Genomic DNA, 26867 nt, shown 5'->3' on the forward strand with positions numbered 1-26867 from the left:
GTTACCCCAACGGATGCCGCCACGCGGCCGAATAGGCCCCCGTGACGTGGTGTTCGATCTGCCGCTCGATATCGGCCAGCAGTGATGACGCGCCGAAACGGAAAAGGTCGGGTGAAAGCCAGCGATCCCCCAGTTCGTCCTTGATCAGCGCAAGCCAGACCAGCGCGTCCTTCGCCGTTGAAATTCCCCCCGCAGGCTTGAAGCCGACGCGGTGGCCGGTAACGGCATGATACTCGCGGATCGCGCGGACCATGGTCAGCCCCACCGGAAGCGTGGCGTTCACGGGCTCCTTGCCGGTCGAGGTCTTGATGAAATCCGCCCCTGCCATCATGCAGACAAGGCTTGCCCGGGCGACATTCGTCAGCGTCCCCAACTCGCCCGTGGCGAGGATGGTCTTGAGATGTGCTGGCCCCGCGGCGGCGCGAAAGGCGCGCACCTCGTCGTAAAGCGCGGCCCAGTCACCGGTCAGCACGTGGCGGCGCGAGATCACGATGTCGATCTCGGAGGCGCCCGCGGCGACCGACGCCTCGATCTCGGCAAGCCTGGTGGCAAAGGGCGTCAGCCCTGCGGGAAAACCTGTGGACACGGCGGCCACCGGGATGTCCGAGCCCGCAAGCGCATCAAGCGCGGGCGCGATCATCTCGTGGTAGACGCAGACCGCACCCGTGGTCAGCCCGCTGACCCCCAGCGCGTCCAGCAGGTCCGCCCGCACCGGCTGGCGCGCCTTGGCACACAGGCGGCGGACGCGGCCGGGCGTGTCATCGCCCGCCAGCGTCGTCAGGTCGATCAGGCTGACCGCCTTGAGCAGCCATGCCGCCTGGATGGAACCCTTGACCGAGCGGCGGCCGGGCAGGGTGGCACAGCGCCGCTCGGCCGCCGAGCGGTTCACGGCGGCCCGGCGAACCCAACCCGGATCAAGCGGTATCCCCAGGTTGCGAGGGTGGGCAAGCTGCGGCAGCGCGGCGGGGGCGGTGCACAGATTTGCGGGGTCTTCGGTATGGGTTCGGGGCACGGTGGTCGGGCACCTGTCGCGGGGGTATCCGCCCTTGGTGACATGGCGGCAGCGTTCTTGGCAAGCGCGGGCGCGGAACGCCCGGCCTGTCAGAGCGTCAGGAAATAATCGTCATGGGCACGCCAGTAGGCGGTCAGGTCTGCCGCCCGCGCCCGCGGCAGCCCGAGGGTTTCCATCGCATAGAGATCAGCCGAGATAAGTCCCGCCACGCGGAATCCGCTTTGGGCGGCGATGCGCGCGGGGCTGCCTTCGCCAAAGATCGCCTCGATCTGGGCCGAGGCATTGACCAGCGCGAACACGATGGCCAGAGGCGGGGTCGCGGGCCAGCGCGCGGCCGCGTCTCGGGCGAATCTGCGCCAGCCCTCGGGGCTGGACAAAAGCATCTCGAGCGCGAACTCGGTCAGCCCGTCGGAGTCGTCCTCGGATCCCGAGGTGCCGTCGCGCTGGTAGATTACAGCTGTCGGCTGGGCCATGAAAAACCTTTGACTCGATGCCGGACGACTGGGTCCGGCGGAAAAAACACTCGGAAATCGGCGCTCGCCTGCACCTACGTGGCAGGTGCAGCATGTGGCAATACACGATAGGCTGATGAGGCAGTTCCGACAAGAAGTTCGAACGGCGCTTTAGGCGGAGACCCGCTCTTGTCCTCTCTTTTTTTGCGGCGGTGCCGTATTGGGCCAGAGAACGGGATGGCCCCGCCCGGGCACGGCGCGGCGAGCCGCCGCTGCTGCGTGTACGGCGATCCCGTGCCGCGCGGGGCTGACGGCATGCCTTCGGGCATGGCGACGATCGTGGGCGGGGATATTGGGCAAGCGCAGCCACCAGCCTGAAATCACGACCAGAGTCCGGGACAATCCAGCCGGGATCACGCCCCGGCGACCCGAAATGACCCGATCGGCAGGGGCCATCTCGCGCCCTTGGCATCCCGCCGGTTCCTCGGACCGGCGAACCGACCTGTGCGCGCAACTTGGTGCAAAATCCGGAACGAACTGTTTCCAGTTAGGGGACATTACCGGAAGATCCGGGTCCGCTGGCGCGGAGACCGATCGGCGCGCCCGTGGACAGGATCAAGGCGGGGGCGCAGCCTGCGAACAGGGGTGGCGTTTCAGATGCCGCGTGTCGTGACATCGCCCTTGCAATTTCTTCGGCATGGTTCATATATTCAAAAAATTGCATGTGATGCGCAAGCGGCCGCAAGCCGTCGGCTGCATCCAGTGGTAAGGGCAGGGGCAGGCATCCGTCGCGCGACGGTGTGGGAGAGCCTCTGGGCCCAGGAGGACGGACAGGATGTCGAGACTCTTCCTTGCGATGCTGGTGTCGTGGATTGCCGCCGTTCCGACGGTGGCGGCCGAACTGGTGCTTGAGCCGGTCGAGATCACCGAGTGGAAGGCCGTCTACGGCCAGGTCGAGACCCGCGACCGGGTGCCGGCGCGCGCCCGGATCGGCGGCACGCTGGTCGAGTTGCAGGTGACCGAGGGCGACCGGGTCGAGGCCGGGCAGCGGATCGCGCGGGTCGAGGACGACAAGCTGACCTTTCAGCTGCGCGCCATCGACGCGCAACTGTCCTCGCTCGAAACCCAGCTTGAGACCGCGACGACCGATCTTGAGCGTGGCGAGGCGCTGCGCGAGCGGGGCGTGATCACCCAGCAGCGGCTGGACCAGTTGCGCACCCAGGTGGACGTGCTGGTGGGACAGACCGGTACCGCCCAGGCCGAACGCCGGGTGATCGAACAGCAGGTGACCGAGGGGGCGATCCTGTCACCCGATGCGGGGGTGGTGTTGTCGGTGCCGGTCTCGCTCGGCTCGGTCATCACGCCGGGCGAGGCAGTGGCCGAGATCGGCGGCGGCGGGGTGTTCCTGCGGCTTTCGGTGCCCGAGCGCCATGCGACCGCGCTGGCCGAGGGCGACGCGATCGCGCTGGGTGCGGGCATGGATGGGCAGACCGGGCGGCTGGCCAAGGTCTATCCGCAGATCGAGGGCGGCCGGGTGGTGGCCGATGTCGAGGTCGAGGGGCTGGACGGCCGCTTTGTCGGGCGGCGCCTGCCGGTCCGCCTGCCGGTCGGCACGCGCCGGGCGATCCTGGTGCCGGTGGCGGCGCTGGTGCGCGCGGGCGGGCTCGATTTCGTGACGGTGAAGGGGGCCGACGGGCCTTTGCGCCGCACCGTGGTGCCCGGAGAGATCCTGCGCCGCGACGGGGCGGACTGGGTGGAAATCCTCTCGGGCCTTGCCGCGGGCGACATCGTGGTGACCGCCGATGAGTGACGCGCCCCAGTCCCCGAAGGCGCCCCGCAAGACGCCATTGGGCATCGCGGGGAACCTGACGCGCGGCTTCATTGCCTCGCCGCTGACCCCGCTTCTGCTGCTGGCCGCGCTGGCCGTGGGTCTGATCGCGCTGATGAGCCTGCCGCGCGAGGAAGAGCCCCAGATTTCCGTGCCGCTGGTGGACATCCATGTGCGGGCCGACGGGCTGCGGGCCGTGGACGCCGTCAAGCTGGTGACCGAGCCGCTGGAAACCATCGTCAAGGGCATCGACGAGGTCGAGCACGTCTATTCCCAGACCTCGGACGACCAGGTGATGGTCACCGCGCGCTTCGAGGTGGGCCTCAGCCAGGACACCGCGATCCTGCGGGTGCGCGACAGGATCCTTGCCAATCTCGACCGCATCCCCGTCGGCATCCCCGAGCCGCTGGTGGTGGGCCGTGGCATCAACGACGTGGCCATCGTCGCGCTGACCTTCGCGCCTGCACCGGGGCAGGACGCGATCACCGCCGCCGACCTGACCCGCATCGCCCGCGAGGTCGAGACCGAACTGGTCAAGATCGAGGATGTCGGCCTGACCTATCTGGTGGGCGCGACCGACGAGGCGCTGCGGGTCGCCCCCGACCCCGAGAAGCTGGCGCTATACGGCATCACGCTGCAACAACTGGCGGGCAAGGTCCAAAGCGCCAATTCCGCCACGCCCGCCGGGCTGGTGCGCGACGCGGGCCAGCAGGTCGGGCTGGTGCTGGGCCGCACGCTGGCCACGCCCGCCGAGATCGGCACCCTGGAACTGACCGCGCGCGACGGGCGCACCGTCTATGTCCGCGACGTGGCCGAGGTGGGCTTTGTCCACGATCTGGACGAACACCACGTCGCCACGCTGTCCCGGGGCGCGGACGGCGAGATCGCGCGCCGCCCGGCGGTCACGCTGGCGCTGGCCAAGCGGGCCGGGGCCAACGCGGTCGTCGTGGCCGAGGAGGTGCTGCACCGCCTGCACGAGATGGAGGGCAGCCTGATCCCCGATACGGTCGAGGTCGAGATCACGCGGGACTACGGCGAGACGGCCAGCGAGAAGGCCAACGAACTGCTGTTCCACCTCGGCCTTGCGACGGTGTCCATCGTGGCGCTGGTGCTGTTCGCCATCGGCTGGCGCGAGGCGGTGGTGGTGGCCATCGTGATCCCGGTCACGATCCTGCTGACGCTGTTCGCGGCCTACATCATGGGCTACACGCTGAACCGGGTGTCGCTGTTCGCGCTGATCTTCTCCATCGGTATCCTTGTGGACGACGCCATCGTGGTGATCGAGAACATCGCGCGCCACTGGGGGATGATGAAACCGGGCCAGAGCCGGGCGCAGGCCGCCATCGAGGCCGTGGCCGAGGTCGGCAACCCGACCATCGTGGCGACACTTACCGTGGTGGTGGCGCTGTTGCCGATGCTCTTCGTGTCGGGCCTCATGGGCCCCTACATGAGCCCGATTCCGGCGAACGCGTCGGCCGCGATGATCTTTTCCTTCTTCGTCGCGGTGATGATCACGCCTTGGCTGATGCTCAGGATCGCTGGCCGCGCGCCCCTGCATGGCGAGGGCGGCCACGGCCACCCCGGCGGGCGGCTGGGACGTCTCTATGCCGCGGTCGTGCGCCCGATCCTCGCGCGCAAGTGGATCAGCCTGACGTTCCTTCTGGCGGTGGTCGTCGTGTCGTTCGGCTCGATGGGGGCGCTTTACACCAAGGACGTGACCGTCAAGCTCCTGCCCTTCGACAACAAGCCCGAACTGTCGGTCGTGATCGACCTGCCCGAGGGCGCGTCGGTCGAGGCGACCGATGCCGTGGCGCAGGACGTGGCGCGGATTGCGCTGGAGATGCCCGAGACGATCTCGGCCCAGACCTATGCGGGCACGGCGCAGCCCTTCAACTTCAACGGCCTGGTGCGCCACTATTTCCTGCGCGCCAGCCCGCATCTCGGCGACGTGCAGGTGAACCTGACGGGCCGCCACGACCGCGCGCGCACCAGCCACGCCATCGCGCTCGACCTGCGCGCGCGGCTGGGCGTGCTCGCCCTGCCCGAAGGCACGGTGGTCAAGGTGGTCGAACCGCCCCCGGGCCCGCCGGTGATCGCGACGCTTCTCGCCGAAATCTACGGCCCCGACGGCGAGACCCGCCGCGCGGTCGCGGCCAGGGTGCGGCAGGCCTTCGAGGACGTGCCCTTCATCGTCGATGTCGACGACAGCTTTGGCCAGCAGCCCGTCCGCATCCGGGCGGAACTCGACCCCTCGGACCTGGCCTTCTTCAACGTGCAGGAGGCCGACGCGCTGGAAACCCTGCGCCTGCTGAACGGCGAGACCATTGTCGGCTATTCCCATCGCGGCGAGGGCCGCGCGCCGATCCCGATCGTGGTCGGCCGCGACCGCGCCGACCGGGTGATGGACGAACGCGCGCTGGCCACGCCCGTGCCCGCCAATGCGCTGCCCGGCGGGCGGGGCGTGGTGGAACTGGGCGACGTGGTGCGGCTGTCCGACGAACAGGCCTCCTACCCGGTCTTCCGCCACAACGGCCGCTATGCCGAGATGGTGACCGCCGAACTGGCCGGCGACTTCGAGGCGCCGCTTTACGGCATGCTGGCGGTGCAGGAGCGGCTGGACGCGATCGACTGGGGCGACCTGCCCAAGCCCATGATCAGCCTGCACGGCCAGCCCCTGTCCGAGGCCAAGCCTGTGCTGCTGTGGGATGGCGAATGGGAGGTGACCTACGTCACCTTCCGCGACATGGGCGCGGCCTTCGGGGTGGCGCTGGTGGGGATCTACATCCTTGTGGTGGCGCAGTTCGGGTCGTTCAAGCTGCCGCTGGTGGTGCTGACGCCGGTGCCCCTGACCTTCCTCGGCATCATGCTGGGGCACTGGCTGTTCTCGGCCCCCTTCACCGCCACCTCGATGATCGGCTTCATCGCGCTGGCCGGCATCATCGTCCGGAACTCGATCCTGCTGGTTGATTTCATCCGCCATTCCGGCGGGCCCGTCACGGTGGAAACCCTGGTCGAGGCCGGTGCCACGCGGTTCAAGCCGATCCTGCTGACGGCGCTGGCGGCGATGATCGGGGCTGCGGTGATCCTGGCCGACCCGATCTTCCAGGGGCTGGCGCTGTCGCTGCTGTTCGGGCTTGCGTCCTCGACCGCGCTGACGGTGCTGGTGATCCCGGCGATCTACCGCATCTTCCGGACCTGAGGACGGTGCCACCCGCGATCCGTGCGGGTGGCGGGCGTCAGACCGAGACGGCCCGGATCAGGCGTTCCTTGGGCAAGTCTGCCTTGCTGCCCGTGACTGTCACCGCGCCGCGTTCCATGACGTAGAACCGGTCGGCAAGCGCATAGGCGAACTCGAAATACTGCTCGACCAGGATGATCGCCATGCGGCCCTGATCGCGCAGATACTCGATCACCCGGCCGATCTGCTGGATGATGTTGGGCTGGATCCCCTCGGTCGGTTCGTCCAGCAGCAGGAGCTTGGGCTTGGTGATCATCGCCCGCGCGATGGCCAACTGCTGCTGCTGCCCGCCCGACAGATCGCCGCCCCGGCGGCTGCCCATGTCTTTCAGCACGGGGAAAAGGTCGTAAATCTCGTCCGGAACAAAGCGTTCGGATCTGGGCAGGCAGGCAAAGCCGGTCTCCAGGTTCTCGCGCACCGTCAGCAGCGGAAAGATCATCCGCCCCTGCGGCACATATCCCACGCCGCGATGGGCCATGCCCTGTGCGGGCACGCGCGGCACCTCCTCGCCGTCCAGCTCCACCCGGCCGCCCGAGCGCAGGTGCGTGCCCGAGATGGCCTTCAGCAGGCTGGTCTTGCCCACGCCATTGGTGCCCATCACGCAGGTCACCTCGCCCGCCCGCGCCACCAGGTCGATCCCGTTCAGGATCTGTGAACCCCCGTAATGCAGGGTCAGCCCTTCGGTTCTCAGCATCTTTCAGCGCCCCAGATAGACATCGATCACCTGCTGGTTCCTCGTGACGAAATCGAGGCTGCCCTCGGCCAGCACCGACCCCTCGTGCAGCACCGTCACCCGGCACTCCAGCCGCCGCACGAACTCCATGTCGTGTTCCACGACCACCACGGCGCGGGTTTTCGCGGCCTCCTTCAACAGTTCGGTGGTGTGTTCGCGTTCGGCCAGCGTCATGCCCGCCGCCGGTTCGTCCACCAGCAGCAGGCGCGGTTCCTGCGCCAGCAGCATGCCGATTTCCAGCCATTGCTTCTGGCCGTGGCTCAGTTCCCCCGACTTGCGCTGCAACTGGTCCGCTAGCCCGATCTCTTCGGCCAACTCGCCCACGCGGGTACGATCGGCGGCGGTTTCGCGGTAGAACAGCACGCGCCAAGGCGCGCGGTCCTTCTTCAGTGCCATCAGCAGATTGTCGAATACCGACTGGTCCTCGAACACGGTCGGACGCTGGAACTTGCGGCCGACGCCTTCGCGCGCGATCTTGCTTTCGCTGAGCTTGAGCAGCGAGATCGACCGTTCGCCCCACAGCACCTGTCCCGCGTCGGGCCTGGTCTTGCCGGTAACGATATCCATGAAGGTGGTCTTGCCCGCGCCGTTCGGCCCGATGATCGCGCGCAGTTCCGCCGGGCCGATCTCGAAGCTGAGATTGTTGATCGCGCGGAACCCGTCGAAGGTGACGGAAACGCCCGAGACCTCCAGAAGCGTGCTCATTGCTCGGCCTCCTTTTCGCGGAAGGACCCGGCGCCGGGGCCGAGGTCGGCGCCATGACGGTCGGGGCCGCGGCGGCCGGTGAGCAGATCGAACAGCCCGCCGATCCCCTTGGGCGCGAACAGGGTGACAAGGACGAAGCTGAGCCCCAGAAGCACCTGCCACCAGTCCACCCATTTCACCGTGTAGAAGCCGACGTTCAGATCGGGCGCCTGCCCGCCGGTGAACCATGTGGACAGGAGCGACACGAAACCCGCGCCGATCACCGCGCCGTAAAGCCGCCCGCGCCCGCCGATGGCGACCCAGACGGCCAGGTAGATCGACGCGATGGGCGCGATCTCGGCGGGGTTGATGATGCCGGCCTGCGGGTAGTAGAGCGCGCCCGCGATGCCTGCGATCACGGCGGTCAAGGTGAAGACAAACAGCTTGTAGCCCTCGACCGAATAGCCGAGGAACCGCACCCGCGCCTCGTCGTCGCGGATCCCGCGGATGACGCTGCCGAACTTGCCCGAGACAACGAAGGCAGCGACGACGTAGCCGATGGCGAGTGCGGCCGCCGAGGCCCAGAAGAACCGGATCGACATCAGGGATTGCGGAACATCGCCCGCGCCGGGGATGTTCTGCAGGCCGGAAAGCCCGTTGTTGCCGCGAAGGCCGCTGTCGTTCTGGAACAGGTAAAGGGCAAGGGCCAGCGTCATGGCCTGCGTCAGGATCGAGAGATAGACGCCTGTCACGCGCGAGCGGAAGGCAAGCCAGCCGAAGACCAGCGCCAGAAGGCCCGGCACCAGCACCACCAGCGCCAGTTGCAGCGGCAGCGAATGGGCGAAGGCCCAGACCAGCGGGAAGTCCGATCCCCCCACCACGCCGAAGATCTGGGTGCCGATGGCATCGCGGATTTCATCCGGCGTCGGTGGGATCTCGGCCTGGGCGAGCGATTCCACCACGATCAGCTCGGTCCGGGCATACATCAGCCACATGCCGATCATGTAGCCGCCCAGCCCGAAGAAGGCGAAATGGCCCAAGGACAGGATGCCCGCATAGCCCCAGACCAGATCCATCGCGATGGCAACGAGGCACAGGCAGAGTGTCTTGCCCAGCGTCTTGACGAAGCTGGTGGAGATCAGGCCGATCCCCAGTCCCTCGCCGAGGATCGTCACCGCAAGGGTGAAGAGGCCCAGCAGCGCAAGGAAGATCAGCACCGAGGGGTTTTTCGCGATGAAGCTTTGCCGCATGGCTCAATCCCCCGCCGCGCGGCCCCTGAGGGCGATGATGCCCCGCGGCCGGAACTGGATGAACAGGATGATGAAAAGGATCATGTAGGTCTGCGCCGCCAGCGTGTTCGACGGATTGAACCACTCGATCCCCTTTTGCAGGAACCCGATCAGCGTGGCGCCCAGAAGCGTGCCCCAGATGTTGCCGACGCCGCCCACGACCACGGTCATGAAACTCTGGACGATGTAGTCCTGGCCAAGCTCGGACGTGACCTTGGCATAGAGCCCGATGGCGACGCCCGCGACGCCGGCGATGCCCGAGCCCAGCCCGAAGGTCAGCATGTTGATCCGGTCGGGGTTGATCCCCATCGATGCCGCCATGCGCGGGTTCTGGGTCACCGCGCGCACCTCCAGCCCCAGCCGCGTCCGCCGCATGATGAAGAGGAAAAGGCCCAGAAAGATCAGCGCGAGGACGAAGATCGCGATGCGGATGTAGCTGATCGACACGATGTCGTTGACGACCAGCGATCCATCCAGCCAGCCGGGCGAGGTCAGCGGGCGGGCCTGCGTGCCGAAGATGTTCTTGGCCAGTTGTTGCAGCGCGATGGATATGCCGAAGGTTGCCAGCAGCGTTTCCAGCGGCCGGTTGTAGAGCCAGCGGATCACCAGCCGCTCCATCGCGACGCCCGCGGCGAACGTGATGGCGAAGGCCAGCGGCAGCGCGATCAGGATCGACAGCGTGTAGTCGGGCACGAATTGCTGCACGACATAGCCCGTATAGGCGCCCATCATGATGAACTCGCCATGGGCCATGTTGATGACCCCCATCACCCCGAAGGTGATGGCAAGACCGATGGCCGCGAGGAAATAGATCGAGGCCAGTGACAGCGCGTCCAGCGTCAGGTCAGCGGCCTGGTTCATCCCCACCTTCAGCGCGATGGCGTCGAGCGCCGCATTGGCGGCCTCGGTCACGCGCGGGTCGGTCTCGGCGTAGCGTTCGTAGAAGACATGGGAGGAAAGCGCCTCGGCGACCTCGGCCGAGGTCGCGGTTGCAGGGACGAGGCCCGCTGCGGCCAGTGCCGCATAGGCCCGCTCGCGGGCGGCATCGGTGTCGAGTTCCGCCACCGGGACACCGCCGACTTGGCCGTTCTCGACATGCGCGGCCAGCGCGGCGCGAATGTCGCTGGCACTGATCCGGGGTGCAACCAGACCGGCCTCGACCAGCAGCGCGTGGGCCGCGGCCTCGGACAGGACGTCGCTGCCCGGGGCAAGGCGGCGCGCGACATTCTCGGTCGCTGGAGGGTCGCCCGCCGTGACGGCGCGGGTGGTGGCCACCAGCGGGTTCAGGGCGGCGCGGGCATCGACGCCCAGATCGCCCGCGAAACTCTCGATCGCAGCGATGCGGGCGTCGGGCTCGTCGTCATAGGAAATCGTCAGCAGGCGCTCCAGCCGCGCCTTGCGGGACGTCAGCGCCGGGTCGGTCTCGGTCGCAATGCTGGCGCGAAGCGGGGCCAGGTGCGCGGCCTCGGCGTTGCGCGCGATCGCGTCCAGCGCGGCCATCCGCCGGGCCGGGTCGGGGTCGGTCAGCTGGAACTGGACGAGGGCCACGCCGATCAACGCACGGATGCCGCTGTTGGGCTTGAGCTGCTCGATCTCGCCGCCCGTTGCGCTTCCCACGTCGGCGCCCGTGGCGATGTCGATCAGCCGATAGCCGTCGCCCGTACGTTCGGCGAAGAAGAAAAGCCCGTCCGACTTGCGCTGCCACAGCTCCCTGGCCTGCCATTTCTCCAGCACGGCCTGCGCCGCGGGCAGCCCGCTGTCACGCAGCGCGTCGATCGCCGGGCCGATGGTGCGGCGCGAGCTTTGCTCGATCAGCGTGCGGTTCTCCTGCAGAAGCTGCTGGATCGGGCTGTCCTGCGCCGAGACGGGCAGGGCGATCAGGCAAATAAAGGATAGTGCGGCGACAAGGATGCGCATCGTGACGGGGCCTGTCTTGGGAAAGGGGGGCGGGCGCACCCGCCCCCGATAGCCGGGTTCAGTAGTTCGACTTGATCTGGACGCAGCTGTTGGTCTCGGTGTTGTACATGCCGCAGCCGAGGTCCTTCCAGTCCGCGGTCAGCACCGCCGAGGCAGGCAGGAAATCGGTCCAGGCGTCGCCCGGCACCGGATCGGTTTCCGAGATGATGTCGAACTGGCCGTCCTCGAGGATCTCGCCGATCAGCACGGGCTTGGACAGGTGGTGGTTGGTGCCCATCACCGCCATGCCGCCGGTGAGGTTCGGGAATTCCTGGCCCCACATCGCCTCGCGCACGGCGTCGACATCGGTGGTGCCGGCCTGCTCGACCGCGTTCACCCACATGTTGAAGCCGATGTAATGGGCCTCCATCGGGTCGTTGGTCACGCGCTTTTCGTCGCCGATGAAGGCGTGCCAGGCCTCGATGAAGGCGGCGTTCTCGGGGGTGTCGGCGGACATGAAGTAGTTCCAGGCCGCCAGGTGCCCGACGAGGTTGGTGGTGTCGAGACCCGACAACTCCTCCTCGCCGACCGAGAAGGCCACCACGGGAATGTCCTCGGCCGAGACGCCTTGCGCGGCCAGTTCCTTGTAGAAGCCGATATTGGCGTCGCCGTTGATGGTGGAAATCACGCCCACCTTCTTGCCGTCCGCGCCCAGCGCCACGACGTCCGACACGATCTTGGACCAGTCGGAATGGCCGAAGGGCGTGTAGTTCACGAAGATGTCCGCCTCGGCGATGCCCTTGGACTTGAGGTAGGCATCAAGGATGTTGTTCGTGGTGCGCGGATAGACGTAGTCGGTGCCGAGCAGCGCGAATTTCTCGACGCCCAGTTCGTCGAGGAAATAGTCCACCGCCGGGATCGCCTGCTGGTTCGGCGCGGCACCGGTGTAGAAGACGTTCTTCGAGCTTTCCTCGCCCTCGTACTGCACCGGATAGAACAGCAGGCCGTTCAGTTCCTCGATCACCGGCAGCACCGACTTGCGGCTGACCGAGGTCCAGCAGCCGAACATCACGTCGACATCCTGCACCGTCAGCAGTTCGCGCGCCTTTTCGGCGAAGAGCGGCCAGTCCGAGGCCGGGTCGACCACGACCGCCTCGAGCTGCTTGCCCAGCACGCCGCCCTTCTTGTTCTGCTCGTCGATGAGCATCAGCATGGTATCTTTCAGCGTCGTCTCGGAAATCGCCATCGTGCCCGAGAGCGAGTGCAGAACGCCCACCTTGATCGTGTCCTGCGCCCAGGCCGGCAGGCACAGCGCCGAAAATGCGACCGCGCTGGCCAGAATCGTCTTGATCGATGTCATGTGTTCCCTCCGCGCAAGGCGCCGGGCCAGGCGTTGCGCGGACGCGCCGCGCAGCCTACCCTCGGGCCCTGCAACATCTTCGTTGCAACCCGTGTGGCGGCCCGATGCGAGGTTCAATTCGCGGGTCGCCACACACCCCCTGATGGTCCGGTTGTCCCGGTGTGGGCAGGCGCAGGGTTTCTGCGCTGCGGCGGCGAGGCAATTCCGGGGCGGCGGATCTGGCACGATTTCTGCTTTCCTCCCCGAGTTCGCGCAGTTTTTCATCATGCCCCTGGGTGGCTGCTGAATATTTGTTCGTATTGCCGCCGAATCCCCGGGTGAACTGCCGAAAATCCGTGCAGGCCCCCAGGGGCTGCGGGAAAACGGGGCGGCAAGATGCCTTCCGGGGGACGGACCGATCACCTGCCAGACCTGCCAAGATGCCGCATGCCGACCGGCCGCCCAGCCGCGGGCGCTGGGCCAGATGCGGCTGGCCGCCAAGGCCCGTGCGGATGGCTCGGCGCTGGCCGACCTGCGCCAGAGCGGGGCGTTCAAGGCGCTGTTCCCGCGGCCGCGGGACGGTGCGGTGGATGCGATCCTGGTCAACACGGCAGGTGGGATAACCGGCGGCGACCGGTTCGAGGCACAGGTCGAGGCGCGGGCAGGCAGCCATCTGCGCGTCACCACGCAGGCCGCCGAACGTGCCTATCGCGCCCAGCCGGGCGAGCGGGGCCGGGTCCGGAACCGGCTGGCGGTGGGGCCCGGCGCGCGGCTCGACTGGCTGCCGCAGGAAACGATCCTGTTCGAAGGCTCGGCACTCGAACGCACGCTGATGGCTGATCTCGCGGCCGACGCGCGGCTCTTGCTGGTCGAGCCGCTGGTGTTCGGCCGGGCCGCGATGGGCGAGGTGGTGCACGACGCCCTGTTCCGTGACCGGATCGAGATCCGCCGAGAGGGGGTGCCGCTCTATCTCGACGCGCTGCGCCTTCACGGCGATGTGGCCGCCGATCTGGCCAGGCCAGCCGTTGCGGGGGGGGCGGGTGCGATGGCGAGCCTCGTTTTCGCCGACCCCGGGGCCGAGGCCCATCTGGGCCCGCTGCGCGCGCTGATGCCTGCCACCGGCGGGGCAAGTCTTCTCCGCAAGGACGTGCTGGTGATGCGGCTGCTTGCGCCCGACAGTTTCGCGCTGCGCCGGGTCCTGGTCCCGGTGCTGATGCGCCTTACCGGCAATTCCCTGCCAAGATCATGGATGACGTGACATGCAACTGACCCCCCGCGAGAAGGACAAGCTGTTGATCGCGATGGCCGCCGAGGTCGCCCGCAAGCGGCTGGCCCGTGGCGTCAAGCTGAACTATCCCGAGGCGATCGCGCTGATCACCGATGCGGTGGTCGAGGGCGCCCGCGACGGGCGCAGCGTCGCCGACATGATGGAGGCGGGCGCGCAGGTCATCACCCGCGACCAATGCATGGAAGGGATCCCCGAGATGATCCACGAGGTGCAGGTCGAGGCCACCTTTCCCGACGGCACCAAGCTCGTCACCGTCCACAACCCGATCCGCTGACATCCGCCAAGGAGAGCCCCGATGAAACGCCTTGTCCTTCTGCCCGCCCTGTTCGCCGCCAGCCCCGCACTGGCTCATCTCGACCCGCTGGAGCATGGCTCGTTCGCGGCCGGGTTCAGCCATCCGATGTTCGGGGCCGACCATATCCTGGCCATGGTGGCGGTCGGGCTGTGGGCCGTCACGCTGGGGGGGCGCGCGCTCTGGGCGCTGCCTGCGGCCTTCGTGGGGGCGATGTCGCTTGGCTTCGGACTGGCGCTGGCCGGGGCGCCGCTGCCGATGGTCGAGCCGATGATCCTGGCCTCGGTGCTGGTGCTGGGGGTGCTGGTGGCGCTGGCGGTGCGGCTGCCGCTGGCGGCGGGGGCCGCGGTGGTGGGCGCGCTCGCGCTGTTCCACGGCCATGCCCACGGGGCCGAGATGGGGGGGGCTGCGGCGCTGGCCTATCTGGGCGGCTTCGCGCTGGCCACCGCGCTGCTGCATGGCGCGGGCGTTCTGGGCGGCTGGGCGCTGGCACGGTTCGGCGGGCCGCTGGTGGCGCGCGGCGCGGGCGTGCTGGTGGCGGGCCTCGGCTCGGCGCTGGTGCTGGCCGGGTGAGGCGCGCCATGATCCCCGGAGAGCTTTTCCCCGCCCCAGGCACGATCACCCTGAACGAGGGGCGTGCGGCGATCACGCTGATGGTGGCCAACACCGGCGACCGGCCGGTGCAGGTCGGCAGCCACTACCATTTCGCCGAGACCAACCCCGCGCTCGACTTCGACCGGGGCGCGGCACGGGGGATGCGGCTGGACATCGCCGCGGGCACAGCGGTGCGGTTCGAGCCCGGCCAGCGGCGCGAGGTGCAGTTGATCCCGATCGCGGGCGCCCGCCGCGTCTATGGCTTCAACCAGCAGGTGATGGGGGAGCTCTGATGCCCAGGAAAATCGCACGCGCCGACTATGCCGCGATGTTCGGCCCCACCACCGGCGACCGGCTGCGGCTGGCCGATACCGAGCTGATCATCGAGGTCGAACGCGACCTGACCACCTACGGCGAAGAGGTCAAGTTCGGCGGCGGCAAGGTGATCCGCGACGGGATGGGGCAATCCCAGGCGACGCGCGCCGAGGGGGCGGTGGATACCGTCATCACCAACGCGCTGATCGTGGACCATACCGGCATCTACAAGGCCGATGTGGGGATCAGGGACGGGCGGATCGCCAGGATTGGCAAGGCGGGCAATCCCGACACCCAGCCCGGCGTCGACATCATCGTGGGCCCGGGGACCGAGGCGATTGCAGGCGAAGGGAAAATCCTCACCGCGGGCGGCTTCGACAGCCATATCCATTTCATCTGCCCGCAACAGATCGAGGATGCGCTCCATTCGGGGCTGACCACCATGCTCGGCGGCGGCACGGGGCCCGCGCATGGGACTTTGGCCACGACCTGCACGCCGGGGCCCTGGCATATCGGGCGCATGTTGCAGGCCGCCGACGCCTTCCCGATGAACCTGGCCTTCGCGGGGAAGGGCAATGCGTCCCTGCCCGGCGCGCTGGTCGAACAGATCGAGGCCGGGGCCTGCGCGCTGAAGCTGCACGAGGACTGGGGGACGACGCCGGCCGCCATCGACTGCTGCCTGTCGGTGGCCGACGACATGGATATCCAGGTGATGATCCACACCGACACGCTGAACGAAAGCGGGTTCGTGGAACACACGATCAAGGCCATGAAAGGCCGCACGATCCACGCCTTCCACACCGAGGGCGCGGGGGGTGGCCACGCGCCGGACATCATCAAGGTCTGCGGCGAGGAGTACGTGCTACCGTCCTCGACCAACCCCACGCGGCCCTTCACCGTGAACACGCTGGAAGAGCATCTCGACATGCTGATGGTGTGCCACCACCTCGACAAGTCGATCCCCGAGGACGTGGCCTTTGCCGAAAGCCGTATCCGGCGCGAGACCATCGCCGCCGAGGACATCCTGCACGATATGGGGGCCTTTTCCATCATCGCCTCGGACAGCCAGGCGATGGGCCGGGTGGGCGAGGTCATCATCCGCACCTGGCAGACCGCCGACAAGATGAGGAAGCAGCGGGGCCGGCTGGCGGAAGAAAGCGGCGACAACGACAATTTCCGCGTCCGCCGCTATGTCGCGAAATACACGATCAACCCGGCGATCGCGCATGGCATCGCGCACGAGATCGGCAGCATCGAGGTGGGCAAGCGGGCCGATCTGGTGCTGTGGCACCCGGCGTTCTTCGGGGTCAAACCGGAAATGGTGCTGATCGGCGGCACCATCGTCTGCGCGCAGATGGGCGACCCCAACGCCTCGATCCCGACGCCGCAGCCGGTCTATACGCGGCCGATGTGGGGCGCCTATGGCCGGTCGGTCGAGAATTCGGCGGTGATCTTCGTCTCGGCGGCGGCCGAGGCCGAGGGCGTGCGCGAGAAGCTGGGGCTGGCCAAGCGGACGCTCGCGGTCCGCAATACCCGCAGCATCGGCAAGAAGGACCTGATCCTGAACGACGCGACGCCCCGGATCGAGGTCCATCCCGAAACCTACGAGGTGCGTGCCGATGGCGAGCTGCTGACCTGCCAGCCGGCCGAGGTGTTGCCCATGGCGCAGCGGTACTTCCTGTTCTGAGGGAAAAATGAGAGAGATGCACAAATATGCTGCATTGCAGCAACGGGGTAGCCGCCATGTCCTGCCGGCGTTTGGCCGAAAGCGTGGCAGTACCTATGTTCACCACCATGGGAGGAAACTTCTTGTGACCCACGAGGAGATTTCCGATGGCGACGCCAAGCATGACGGTCAAATATGTTCCGGGCGGAATGTCCGAACGGCTGGACCTGTTCTTCGCGGGGCTGGGTATGGGGGTCAACGCCTACACCCTGCGCCGATCGCGGATGCGCGAGATCCAGACCCTCAACGCCTGTTCCGACGCCCAGCTTGCCCGGCTGGGGATCACGCGCGACGACATCCCGCGCTATGTCTTTCGCGACCTGTTCAACTGAAGGCCATCGCGGCCGGGGGGCGGGCATGAGCGCGCTGCCCGTGGCCCGCGAGCTGCGCCCGCGTGTGGACGGGCGGGCCGACGATTGTGTGACGCTCACCTATGATGAGCGGTTCCTGCGGCGCAAGCGGCTGGTCACCGACGCGGGGCTTGCCTTTCTGGTGGATCTGCCAAGGACGACCTCGCTGAACGAGGGAGACGTGCTGTATCTGGACGACGGGCTGACGATCAAGGTCCGGGCCGCCGACGAGCCGCTGCTCGAGGTCCGGGGGGCCGAACTGGTGCGTCTGGCCTGGCATGTCGGCAACCGCCACACGCCCTGCCAGATCGACCCGGGGCGGCTGTTGATCCAGCGTGACCACGTGATCCGCGACATGCTGGAACGTCTGGGCGCCGAGATCGAGGAGGTCGAGGAACCCTTCCTGCCCGAGGGCGGTGCCTATGGACATGGGCGGACCCATTCGCATGCGCATGGCCATTCCCACGGGCATGACCATTCCCATGGTGAGCATGATCACGTGCACGACCACGACCATGCCCACTGACGCCCAGGTGATGAAGCTGGCGCAATGGCTGTCCCCGGCCTATCCGGTCGGGGCCTTTGCCTACAGCCACGGGCTGGAAAGCGCGGTGGCCATGGGCACGGTTCCGGATGCGGCGGCGCTGCGCGAGTGGCTGGGCGATATCCTGTTTCAAGGCGCCGGGCGGGCGGATGCGATCTTCCTCGCCGCCGCCTATCGCGCCCCCGATGCCGCCGCGCTGGCCGAACTCGACGCGACCGCGCGGGCCTTCCAGCCTTCGGCCGAGCGGCTTCTGGAGACGACCGCCCAGGGTGCGGCCTTCGCGCGGATCACGGGTGCGGTCTGGCCCGCCGACCTGCCCGACCTGACTTATCCTGTCGCGCTGGGCCGGGCGGCGCGGCTGCACGACTTGCCGCTCTTGCTGACCGCGCGGATGTACCTGCATGCCTTCGCATCTAACCTGGTCTCGGCAGGGATCCGGTTGATCCCCATCGGCCAGACCGACGGGCAGAAGGTGCTGACGGCGCTGACGCCGCTTTGCGAACGCGTTGCCGAAGAAGCCATGGCCGAAACCCTCGACGAGCTGTCCAGCACCGCCTTTCTTGCCGACATCGCGTCGATGACCCACGAAACCCAATATTCGAGGCTGTTCCGCACATGACATCCCCCAACGGCCCCCTCCGCATCGGCATCGGCGGCCCCGTGGGCGCGGGCAAGACGACGCTGACCGCGGCCCTTGCCCGCGCGCTTGCCCCGCGCTTTTCCGTCGCCGTCGTGACCAATGACATCTACACGCAAGAGGATGCCGAGGCGCTGATGCGCATGCAGGTGCTGCCTGCCGAGCGCATCAAGGGCGTGGAAACGGGGGGCTGCCCGCACACCGCGATCCGCGAGGATGCCTCGATCAACCTTGCCGCCATCGCCGATCTGACCGCGCGCTTTCCCGATCTCGACGTGGTGCTGATCGAGTCGGGTGGCGACAACCTGTCGGCCACCTTCAGCCCGGAACTGGCCGATATCACCGTCTACGTGATCGACGTGGCGGCGGGTGAGGAAATCCCGCGCAAGGGCGGCCCCGCGATCACGAAGTCCGACCTTCTGGTCATCAACAAGACCGACCTCGCCCCGCATGTCGGGGCCGATCTTTCGGTGATGGAGCGCGACGCAAAGCGGATGCGCGGCACGGGCCGGTTCATCTTTGCCGCGCTGCGCCACGGGCAGGGGACAGGCGACATCGTGGAGCATCTCTGCCTGATCGGCGGACTGGCCGAGACCGCCTGAAACCCGGCCGCGCCCGCACGCGATTGCGCCTGCGGGCCGCGCCGCCCCAATCAACGCTTGGCAGACTGCCCTGCCTTGGGGCACCCTTCCCGCGGGAACCAAAGGGAGGAGACCCATGCTCGACACCACCACTGTCGATACGGTGACGGCTGTCCTGTCGGACTTCGGAAACGCGCTTGAACAGGGCGATATCGACCGCGCGATCGGCCATTTCCAGGACGAATGTTACTGGCGCGACCTCGTCACCTTCACCTGGAACATCGCCACGATGGAGGGCAAGGACGCGATCCGCGACATGCTGGTCAGCCAGCTTGCCGCGATACGGCCGACCGGCTGGCATGTCGCCGAGGGCGAGGTGCCGACCGAAGAGGGCGGCATCATCACCGCCTGGATCACGTTCGAGACGGATGCTGCCCGCGGCTATGGGCTGGTGCGGTTGAAGGAGGGCAAGATCTGGACCCTCCTGACCTCGATGACCGAGATCAAGGGGCATGAGGAACCGCTGGGTTTCGAACGCCCGTTGGGGGCCAGGCACGGGGCCGCGAAGAACCGCAAGACCTGGGCGGAGGAGCGCGAGGAGGAGGCGCGCACCCTCGGCTATTCGGAACAGCCCTATGTACTGATCGTCGGCGGCGGGCAGGGCGGCATCGCGCTGGGCGCGCGGCTGCGCCAGCTTGGCGTGCCCACGATCATCGTGGAACGGAACGACCGCCCGGGTGACAGCTGGCGCAAGCGCTACAAGTCGCTCTGCCTGCACGACCCGGTCTGGTACGACCACCTGCCCTATCTGCCCTTCCCGCCGAACTGGCCTGTCTTCAGCCCCAAGGACAAGATCGGCGACTGGCTGGAGATGTATACGAAGGTCATGGAACTGAACTACTGGACGCGCACCACCTGCAAGTCCGCGACATACGACGAGGCCAGGAAGGAATGGACCGTCGTCGTGGACCGCGACGGTGAAGAGGTCGTTCTGAAGCCCAGGCAACTGGTGCTGGCCACCGGCATGTCGGGCAAGGCCAACATGCCCCACATCCCCGGCATGGAGAAATTCAGGGGTGACCAGCACCATTCCTCGAAACACCCCGGCCCCGATGCCTACAAGGGCAAGAAGGCCGTGGTCGTGGGGTCCAACAACTCGGCCCACGACATCGCGGCGGCGCTGTGGGAGGCGGGCGCGGACGTGACCATGGTGCAGCGCTCGACCACCCATATCGTGCGCTCGGACACGCTGATGGAGGTGGGGCTGGGCGCGCTTTACTCCGAACAGGCGGTGCGGAACGGCATGACGACCCAGAAGGCCGACATGATCTTCGCCTCGATCCCCTACGCCATCCTGCACGAGTTCCAGATCCCGCTCTACGAGCAGATGAAGGAACGCGACAAGGACTTCTACGAGGGGCTGGAAAAGGCGGGCTTCCGGCTCGACTGGGGCGATGACGGCTCTGGGCTCTTCATGAAGTATCTCCGCCGCGGCTCGGGCTATTATATCGACGTGGGTGCCAGCCAGCTCATCATCGACGGCGAGATCAAGCTTGCCCATGGGCAGGTCACCGAGGTCGACGAGGATGGCGTGATCCTGGAGGACGGCACCAAACTGCCGGCCGATGTCATCGTCTGGGCCACGGGCTATGGGTCGATGAACGGCTGGGCGGCCGACCTGATCGGACAGGACGTGGCCGACAAGGTGGGCAAGTGCTGGGGGCTCGGTTCCGACACCACCAAGGACCCCGGCCCATGGGAGGGCGAACAGCGCAACATGTGGAAGCCGACCTGCCAGGAGGCGCTTTGGTTCCACGGCGGCAACCTGCACCAGTCGCGACACTACTCGCAGTACCTGTCGCTGCAACTGAAGGCCCGGATGGAGGGGATCGACACGCCGGTCTACGGCCTGCACCCACCCCATCACCTGAGCTGAAACGACACGCGGCCCGCCCGTCGGGGCGGGCCGTTCAGCGGCCGTCGCTTTCGGGTCGGTCTCGACCATGACCGCCGCGGCCGCGCGCACGGGGGTGTTGCGCCACACGCCATCGGCGTTTGCCGGATCTGGCGGCGCGGTACGCGCCCGCGTCCGCGTTGCGGTAAAGCCGGTGCGCGGGATGCGTGACACTTGTCCGCTGGCAGCAGGGAAACCTGATCGTCGTCCGAACGGTTGCCTGTTCCGGCATGGCTTTTGCGTGGGCGACCTGCGGCGAGGCGTGGGCGTCACGCCTGCCCGGTGTCGCGCTGGCCCGACCGGCGGATCGCCGTCATCTGCGCGAGGATCGACAGCGCGATCTCCTCGGGGGTGATCGCGCCGAGGTCCAGTCCCGCGGGCGCGTTCAGCCCGGCGAATGCCGCATCGGGCACGCCCGACGCGGTCAGCTTGGCCCGCAGGGCCTCGGTCTTGGCGCGGCTGCCGACGAAGGCGACATAGGCCGAGGGCACCGACAGCGCGGCCCTCAGAGCGGCCTCGTCGCCCTTGCCTTGCGTCGCCACAACGACGAAGCGCTGGCCCGCGGGCGCGACCTCCAGCGCATAGCCCTCGATCCGCCGGTCGGGCGCAGCGAAGGCGGGCTGTTCGTCGGCGGGCGCGCAGGCGGTGACGGTGAAGCCGAGTCGCGGGGCAAGCTCGGCCAGCGCCACCGCTACCGGCGAGGTGCCGCAGATCACGCAATCGGGGGCGGGCATGACGGCCTCGATGAAGATGTCCATCGTGCCCTGGCTCGGGCACATGTTGCGGGCGAACCTTATGCCGTCGCGGGTGTCGCCGGGGGCCAGTCCGCCTTCCGCCAGCGCCGCCTCGGGCTGGACCGAGATAAGCCGCGGCGCGCCGTCCGCCAGCGCCTCGCGCGCGGCGCGGATCACCGCGCCCCGCGCACAGCCGCCGCCGATCCAGCCGGCCTGCACCGTGCCGTCGGGCAGGATCACCGCCTTGGCGCCCGCCTTGGCCGCGGTCGCCCGCACCGTGCGCACCACGGTCGCCACGGCGAAGGGCGTGCCTGTGCGCTTCAGATCGGCGATGCGGTCGAGGATGTCGTCCTGTCTCATGGGATTCATAGCCGCGAAAGCTCCGGTTCGAGGGCGGCGAGCGCGTCGAGCGTGTTCGCCGCCGCGAAATGGTCGAGATGGGGCAGGGCGGCCGCCATGCCGCGCGCGACGGGTGCGTAGTCTCGCCAGCCCTTCAAGGGGTTCAGCCAGACGATCCGGCAGCCGCGCTTCTTGAGTTGCGCGAGTTCCCGCGCGATCAGGTCTGGTGGGTCGGTGTCGTAGCCGTCCGACAGCACGATCACCACCGACCGGCCATTGACCCGCGCCTTGGCATAGCCCCGGTTGAAGGCCGCCAGCGCCCCGCCGATCTTCGTTCCGCCGCCGAAGCCCTGCGCCATCAGGCCCAGGCGGTTCACGGCGCGCAGCGGGTCGGGGTCGCGAAGCGCGTCGGTGATCCGCACGAGCCGGGTGTGGAACAGGTAGGCGTCGGCCCTGAGATTCGCCCCGATCAGCCCCTTGAGAAAGGACAGGAACACGCGGGCATAGACCGTCATCGAGCCCGAGACATCGCACAGCGCCACGATACTGGCGGGACGGTCGGGTCGGCTGCGGCGGTACAGGCGCAGCGGTTCGCCCCCCGTGGCGACCGAATCGCGCGCGATACGGCGCAGGTCGAGACGCGCGCCCCGCCGGTCGGCCTTCAGCCTGCGCGAACGGCGGTCGCGGATCGCTTGCGCGATGCGGCGGGCGGTGTCTTCGGCCGCGACGATGTCCTCGGGGCTGACCAGTTCGCGCAGGTCGGTGCGGTTCAGCCGCGCGATGCGCGAGCCCACCAGCCGCCCCTCGCCCGACTGCTCTGCCGCGCCCTCGCCGCCCTCGGGCCGGTCGGCTTGGCCCCGGCCCAGCGCCGACAGCGCCTCGGTGACGAAGGGCGAATGGCGATGCTCGGGGCGGCCCGGTGTTGCGGACGTTTGCGCCTCGCCCGGACGTTCCCGCCCGCGGTTCAGCCACCAGGCGGCAAAGAGGTCGTCGAACAAGGCGGTTTCCTCGCGGGTGCCCGCGCAAACCGCCTTCAGCGCCAGCCGCATCTCGGCCGCGTCGGTCGGGTTCACCACCGCAGCCGCCGCCAGCGCGGTCGCGGTCTCGTTCACCCCCAGGGCCAGCCCGTTCAGCCGCAGATGCGCCATGAAGCCCGCCATCCTGTCGGCAGGCCCCGTCGCCCGGGCCGGAAAGCGTGTGACGCCGCTCATGCCGCCTTGCCCGCCAGCCGCTGCGCCACCTCGGTCGGCACCCGCGCGCGGTCGCCCTGCGTCTTAAGCAGCGTGACCAGCGCCGCTTTCAAGGCCACCGGATCGTCGGTCAGGTCGGCCACGCCCAGCCCCGCGACGGCCGCCGCGAAATCCAGCGTCTCGGCCACGCCCGGCGTCTTGTCGAGATCCTCGCGCCGCAGCGCCTGCACGAACCCCACGATCTGGGCGGCCAGACGCGGCTCCAGCCCCGGGTGCCGCTTGGCCAGGATCGCCAGTTCCGTGGCGCGGTCGGGGTAATCGACATGGACGAACAGGCAGCGCCGGCGCAGCGCGTCCGACAGATCGCGCGTGCCGTTCGAGGTCAGGATCACGTGGGGTTTGGCGGTCGCGTGGATCGTGCCGAGTTCGGGGATCGAGATCGTGAAATCCGACAGGATCTCCAGCAGATACGCCTCGAATTCCTCGTCCGCGCGGTCGATCTCGTCGATCAGCAGGACGGGCGGCCTGTCTTGCCGGATCGCCTGCAACAGAGGCCGTTCCAGCAGGTAGTCCTCGGAAAAGATGCGCGCCTCCAGCCCCGGCCCGGTCTCGCCGCGTTCCCCCGCCGCGCGGATCGCCAGCAATTGCCGCTGATAGTTCCATTCGTAGATCGCATGGCCCGCATCCAGCCCCTCGTAGCATTGCAGCCGGATCAGGGGGGCCTCCTTGAGAATGGCCAGCACCTTTGCGATCTCGGTCTTGCCCACGCCTGCCGCCCCCTCCAGCAGCAGCGGCCGTTCCAGCGTCAGCGCGAGGTATAGCGCCATGGCGAGGTCGTCCCCCGCAACGTAACCCTGGTCCGAAAGCCGGTCCTGAAGCATGCGCCAATCGGACATCCGATCCTCCCGTGCGGCCCGCCCCGGATGTCCCGGGGCGGGCAGGGGTTCATCCGTGCAGCCCCAGATCGCGTGCCGTCCGCCAGATCCGCCAATGATCGTGCGGCATGTGCGTCTGGGTCAGGCCGAAGGCGCGGAACGCGTCGTGGACGGCGTTCGAGAACGCCGGCACGCCCCCCACATTGGGGCTTTCGCCCACGCCCTTGGCCCCGATCGGGTGATGCGGGCTGGGGGTCTCGGTCCAGTCGGTCTGGTAGTTGGGCGTCTCCCACGCGGTCGGCAGGAAGAAGTCCATCAGCGTTCCGGTCCGGACGTTGCCCATGTCGTCATAGGCAATCTCCTGGCCCATGGCGATCGCCAGCGCCTCGGTCAGCCCGCCATGGACCTGCCCCTCGATGATCATCGGGTTGATCCGCGTGCCGCAATCGTCCAGCGCGTAGAACTGGCGGATTTCGTGCTCGCCGGTATCCACGTCAATTTCCATCACGCAGACATAGGCGCCGAAGGGATAGGTCATGTTGGGCGGGTCGTAATAGCTGACCGCCTCCAGCCCCGGCTCGACGCCCGGGATCGCCTGATTGTAGGCGGCATAGGCGATCTCGGCCATGGTCTTGAACCGTTCGGGCGCGCCCTTGACCACGAACCGGTCGATGTCCCATTCGAGGTCGTTATCGTGGACTTCCAAAAGGTAGGCCGCGATCATCTGCGCCTTGGCGCGGATCTTTCGTCCGGCCATGGCGGTGGCAGCCCCCGCCACCGGGGTCGAGCGCGAGCCGTAGGTCCCGAGGCCGTAGGGCGCGGTGTCGGTGTCCCCTTCCTCGATGGTGATCTTGTCGGCGGGGATGCCGGTTTCGCTGGCGAGGATCTGGGCGAAGGTGGTCGCATGCCCCTGGCCCTGGCTGATCGTGCCGAGCCGCGCGATGGCGCTGCCCGTGGGGTGGATGCGGATCTCGCAGGAATCGAACATGCCCATCCCGAGGATGTCGCAGTTCTTCACGGGGCCTGCGCCAACGATTTCCGTGAAATGAGTCAGCCCGATGCCCAGCAGTCTCCGGGTCTCGCCGCGCTTGAACGCCTCGACCCGCGCGGCCTGCTCGCGCCGGAGCCCTGCGTAGTCGACCGCCTTCAGCGCCTTGTCCCAGGCGGTGTGGTAGTCGCCCGAGTCGTATTCCCAACCGAGCGCCGAGGTATAGGGGAACTGGTCCGCCCTGATGAAGTTGATGCGCCGCAGCTCGGCGGCATCCATCCCCAGCTTGATGGCGAGGATCTCGATCATGCGCTCGATGAAATAGGCCGCTTCGGTCACCCTGAAGGAACAGCGATAGGCCACGCCGCCGGGCGCCTTGTTGGTGTAGATGCCATCGACCGCGCAATAGGCCACGGGGATGTCATAGCTGCCGGTGCAGATGTGGAAGAAGCCCGCCGGGAACTTGGTGGGGTCGGCGCAGGCGTCGAACGCGCCATGGTCAGCGGTGACATGGGCATGCAGGCCGGTGATGCGGCCGTCCTTGGTGGCCCCGATCCGGCCCTTCATCCAGTAGTCGCGGGCAAAGGCCGTGGCCATCATGTTCTCCATCCGGTCCTCGACCCATTTCACCGGCTTGCCGGTGACGATGGTCGCCACGATGGAGCAGACGTAACCGGGGTAGACGCCCACCTTGTTGCCGAAGCCGCCGCCGATATCGGGCGAGACCACGCGGATGTTGTGTTCGTCGATCCCCGAGAGCAGCGAGGCCACGGTGCGCACCACATGCGGCGCCTGGAATGTGCCGTAGACGGTGAGCTTGCCGTTGATCTTGTCCATCGACGCCACGCAGCCGCAGGTTTCCAGCGGGCAGGGATGGGTGCGGTGGTAGTAGATGGTTTCCTCGGCGATCACTTCCGAGGCGTCGATGGCGGCGGTGGTCCCTGCCGCGTCGCCCTGTTCCCAGGTGAAGATATGGTTGTGGTGGCGGCGGGGGCCGTGGGCGCCCTCGGTCACTCCCTCCAGGTCCTCGCGCAGCACGGGCGCGTCCGGCTCCTGCGCCTTGAACGGGTCGACGACCACCGGCAGGTCCTCGTAATCGACCTCCACCAGTTCGACCGCGTCGGCGGCGATGTAGCGGTCGGTGGCGACGACAAAGGCGACCTCCTGGCCCTGGAACAGCACCTTGCCATCGGCCAGCACCATCTGCTTGTCGCCCGCGAGCGTCGGCATCCAGTGCAGGCCAAGGGGTTCAAGATCCTTCGCCGTCAGCACCGCCACCACGCCGGGCAGGGCCAGCGCCGCCGCGGCGTCGATGGATTTCACACGGGCATGGGCATAGGGCGAGCGAACGAAATCGCCGAACAGCATGCCGGGCAGCTTGATGTCGTCGACATAGTTGCCCTTGCCCTGGGTAAAGCGCGCATCCTCCACACGCTTGCGGGCGCAGCCCAGCCCCTTGAGATTGGCACGCCGCTCTTCGCTGTCGGGAAGGTCCTTCATTCCGCGGCCTCCTTGACGGTGTTCAGTTCATTGGCAGCGGCTAGCACCGACTTGACGATGTTCTGATAGCCGGTGCAGCGGCACAGGTTCCCGGCCATGCCGAAGCGCACCTCCTCCTCGCTGGGCGTCGGATTCTCCTTCAACAGACGCCAGGCGCGCGTGATCATCCCCGGCGTGCAGAAGCCGCATTGCAGCCCGTGATGCTCGCGGAACATCTCCTGCAGCACGTGCAGGCTGTCGGGGGTGCCGATCCCCTCGATGGTGGTGATCTCGGCCCCCTGCGCCTGGGCGGCGAAGATCGTGCAGGCCTTGACCGATTTCCCGTCCATGTCGACGGTGCAGGCCCCGCAATGGCTGGTCTCGCAGCCGATATGGGGGCCGGTGATCCCCAGCCGCTCGCGCAGCACGTGGATCAGCAATTCACGCGGCTCGGCCAGCGTTTCCACCGCCTCGCCGTTCACCGTCAGCGTCAGGTGCATCTTGGTCATT

The 26867-nt window shown here is 67.8% G+C and carries 24 protein-coding genes; 12 read left to right on the forward strand and 12 right to left on the reverse strand.

Going from position 1 to position 26867, the window contains the following annotated elements; translation table 11 throughout:
• Window position 1 precedes the first annotated feature (1 nt).
• Together deoC and EV655_RS07610 are read right to left on the reverse strand one after the other, a co-directional pair.
• Window positions 2–1012: a deoxyribose-phosphate aldolase gene (deoC, locus tag EV655_RS07605; protein ID WP_243645024.1), complete on the reverse strand. Its 1011-nt coding sequence runs from the start codon at window positions 1010–1012 to the stop codon at window positions 2–4.
• Between the two features lie 89 nt (window positions 1013–1101).
• Window positions 1102–1485 carry a hypothetical protein gene (locus EV655_RS07610; protein WP_132543457.1) on the reverse strand — a complete coding sequence of 128 codons (384 nt, stop codon included), beginning with the start codon at window positions 1483–1485 and terminating at the stop codon, window positions 1102–1104.
• An 814-nt stretch (window positions 1486–2299) separates the two neighbouring features.
• Between EV655_RS07610 and EV655_RS07615 the strand changes: the two genes are divergently transcribed.
• Together EV655_RS07615 and EV655_RS07620 are read left to right on the forward strand one after the other, a co-directional pair.
• On the forward strand, window positions 2300–3274 hold the full coding sequence (locus EV655_RS07615; RefSeq protein WP_132543459.1) for an efflux RND transporter periplasmic adaptor subunit: 975 nt from the start codon (window positions 2300–2302) through the stop codon (window positions 3272–3274).
• Window positions 3267–6491 carry an efflux RND transporter permease subunit gene (locus EV655_RS07620; RefSeq protein WP_132543461.1) on the forward strand — a complete coding sequence of 1075 codons (3225 nt, stop codon included), beginning with the start codon at window positions 3267–3269 and terminating at the stop codon, window positions 6489–6491. The genes EV655_RS07615 and EV655_RS07620 overlap by 8 nt, the downstream gene beginning before the upstream one ends.
• Window positions 6492–6528: 37 nt before the next feature.
• Here the strand turns inward: EV655_RS07620 and urtE are convergent, their stop codons facing one another.
• The 5 genes from urtE to urtA are packed head-to-tail and all read right to left on the reverse strand — an operon-like array spanning window position 6529 to window position 12492.
• Window positions 6529–7224: an urea ABC transporter ATP-binding subunit UrtE gene (gene urtE, locus EV655_RS07625; protein ID WP_132543463.1), complete on the reverse strand. Its 696-nt coding sequence runs from the start codon at window positions 7222–7224 to the stop codon at window positions 6529–6531.
• Between the two features lie 3 nt (window positions 7225–7227).
• Window positions 7228–7968: an urea ABC transporter ATP-binding protein UrtD gene (gene urtD, locus EV655_RS07630; protein ID WP_132543465.1), complete on the reverse strand. Its 741-nt coding sequence runs from the start codon at window positions 7966–7968 to the stop codon at window positions 7228–7230.
• The gene (gene urtC, locus EV655_RS07635) at window positions 7965–9197 is read right to left on the reverse strand and encodes an urea ABC transporter permease subunit UrtC (protein ID WP_132543467.1); all 1233 of its coding nucleotides are present in this window, start codon (window positions 9195–9197) and stop codon (window positions 7965–7967) included. The genes urtD and urtC overlap by 4 nt, the downstream gene beginning before the upstream one ends.
• Window positions 9198–9200: 3 nt before the next feature.
• Window positions 9201–11153: an urea ABC transporter permease subunit UrtB gene (gene urtB / locus EV655_RS07640; RefSeq protein ID WP_132543469.1), complete on the reverse strand. Its 1953-nt coding sequence runs from the start codon at window positions 11151–11153 to the stop codon at window positions 9201–9203.
• 58 nt (window positions 11154–11211) lie between these two features.
• A complete protein-coding gene (gene urtA, locus EV655_RS07645) occupies window positions 11212–12492 on the reverse strand; it encodes an urea ABC transporter substrate-binding protein (protein WP_132543471.1) in 1281 nt (426 codons plus the stop codon).
• Between the two features lie 463 nt (window positions 12493–12955).
• Between urtA and EV655_RS07650 the strand changes: the two genes are divergently transcribed.
• The 10 genes from EV655_RS07650 (at window position 12956) to EV655_RS07695 (ending at window position 20734) form a co-directional block, all read left to right on the forward strand.
• On the forward strand, window positions 12956–13729 hold the full coding sequence (locus EV655_RS07650; protein WP_132543473.1) for an urease accessory protein UreD: 774 nt from the start codon (window positions 12956–12958) through the stop codon (window positions 13727–13729).
• Between the two features lies 1 nt (window position 13730).
• Complete coding sequence (locus tag EV655_RS07655) at window positions 13731–14033, forward strand: urease subunit gamma (protein ID WP_132543475.1); 303 nt, start codon at window positions 13731–13733, stop codon at window positions 14031–14033.
• A 21-nt stretch (window positions 14034–14054) separates the two neighbouring features.
• Entirely contained in the window at window positions 14055–14624 is a 570-nt protein-coding gene (locus EV655_RS07660; RefSeq protein ID WP_132543477.1) for a HupE/UreJ family protein, read from the forward strand.
• Between the two features lie 8 nt (window positions 14625–14632).
• Window positions 14633–14938, forward strand: coding sequence for an urease subunit beta (locus EV655_RS07665; RefSeq protein WP_132543479.1), 306 nt, complete (start codon window positions 14633–14635; stop codon window positions 14936–14938).
• The gene (gene ureC, locus EV655_RS07670) at window positions 14938–16647 is read left to right on the forward strand and encodes an urease subunit alpha (protein ID WP_132543481.1); all 1710 of its coding nucleotides are present in this window, start codon (window positions 14938–14940) and stop codon (window positions 16645–16647) included. Before EV655_RS07665 ends, ureC begins: the two co-directional genes overlap by 1 nt.
• A gap of 146 nt (window positions 16648–16793) precedes the next feature.
• Window positions 16794–17018 (forward strand): DUF1127 domain-containing protein, encoded by a 225-nt coding sequence (locus EV655_RS07675; RefSeq protein WP_132543483.1) that lies wholly within the window; start codon window positions 16794–16796, stop codon window positions 17016–17018.
• A gap of 25 nt (window positions 17019–17043) precedes the next feature.
• Window positions 17044–17562: an urease accessory protein UreE gene (gene ureE, locus EV655_RS07680; protein ID WP_132543485.1), complete on the forward strand. Its 519-nt coding sequence runs from the start codon at window positions 17044–17046 to the stop codon at window positions 17560–17562.
• Window positions 17552–18199 carry an urease accessory protein UreF gene (locus EV655_RS07685; RefSeq protein WP_132543741.1) on the forward strand — a complete coding sequence of 216 codons (648 nt, stop codon included), beginning with the start codon at window positions 17552–17554 and terminating at the stop codon, window positions 18197–18199. Before ureE ends, EV655_RS07685 begins: the two co-directional genes overlap by 11 nt.
• Complete coding sequence (ureG, locus tag EV655_RS07690; protein WP_132543487.1) at window positions 18196–18819, forward strand: urease accessory protein UreG; 624 nt, start codon at window positions 18196–18198, stop codon at window positions 18817–18819. Before EV655_RS07685 ends, ureG begins: the two co-directional genes overlap by 4 nt.
• A 115-nt stretch (window positions 18820–18934) precedes the next feature.
• Window positions 18935–20734 carry an NAD(P)/FAD-dependent oxidoreductase gene (locus tag EV655_RS07695; protein ID WP_132543489.1) on the forward strand — a complete coding sequence of 600 codons (1800 nt, stop codon included), beginning with the start codon at window positions 18935–18937 and terminating at the stop codon, window positions 20732–20734.
• Between the two features lie 287 nt (window positions 20735–21021).
• Here EV655_RS07695 and EV655_RS07700 read toward each other — a convergent pair whose 3' ends face one another.
• The 5 genes from EV655_RS07700 to EV655_RS07720 are packed head-to-tail and all read right to left on the reverse strand — an operon-like array spanning window position 21022 to window position 26866.
• Complete coding sequence (locus EV655_RS07700) at window positions 21022–21846, reverse strand: XdhC family protein (protein WP_132543491.1); 825 nt, start codon at window positions 21844–21846, stop codon at window positions 21022–21024.
• 5 nt (window positions 21847–21851) lie between these two features.
• On the reverse strand, window positions 21852–23036 hold the full coding sequence (locus EV655_RS07705) for a vWA domain-containing protein (protein ID WP_132543493.1): 1185 nt from the start codon (window positions 23034–23036) through the stop codon (window positions 21852–21854).
• Window positions 23033–23911, reverse strand: coding sequence for an AAA family ATPase (locus EV655_RS07710; protein WP_132543495.1), 879 nt, complete (start codon window positions 23909–23911; stop codon window positions 23033–23035). Before EV655_RS07710 ends, EV655_RS07705 begins: the two co-directional genes overlap by 4 nt.
• Before the next feature lie 49 nt (window positions 23912–23960).
• The gene (locus tag EV655_RS07715) at window positions 23961–26378 is read right to left on the reverse strand and encodes an aerobic carbon-monoxide dehydrogenase large subunit (protein ID WP_132543497.1); all 2418 of its coding nucleotides are present in this window, start codon (window positions 26376–26378) and stop codon (window positions 23961–23963) included.
• Window positions 26375–26866, reverse strand: coding sequence for a (2Fe-2S)-binding protein (locus EV655_RS07720; protein WP_132543499.1), 492 nt, complete (start codon window positions 26864–26866; stop codon window positions 26375–26377). Before EV655_RS07720 ends, EV655_RS07715 begins: the two co-directional genes overlap by 4 nt.
• Between the last annotated feature and the right edge of the window lies 1 nt (window position 26867).

Source organism: Rhodovulum euryhalinum, assembly GCF_004342445.1.
GTDB classification, from domain to species: domain Bacteria; phylum Pseudomonadota; class Alphaproteobacteria; order Rhodobacterales; family Rhodobacteraceae; genus Rhodovulum; species Rhodovulum euryhalinum.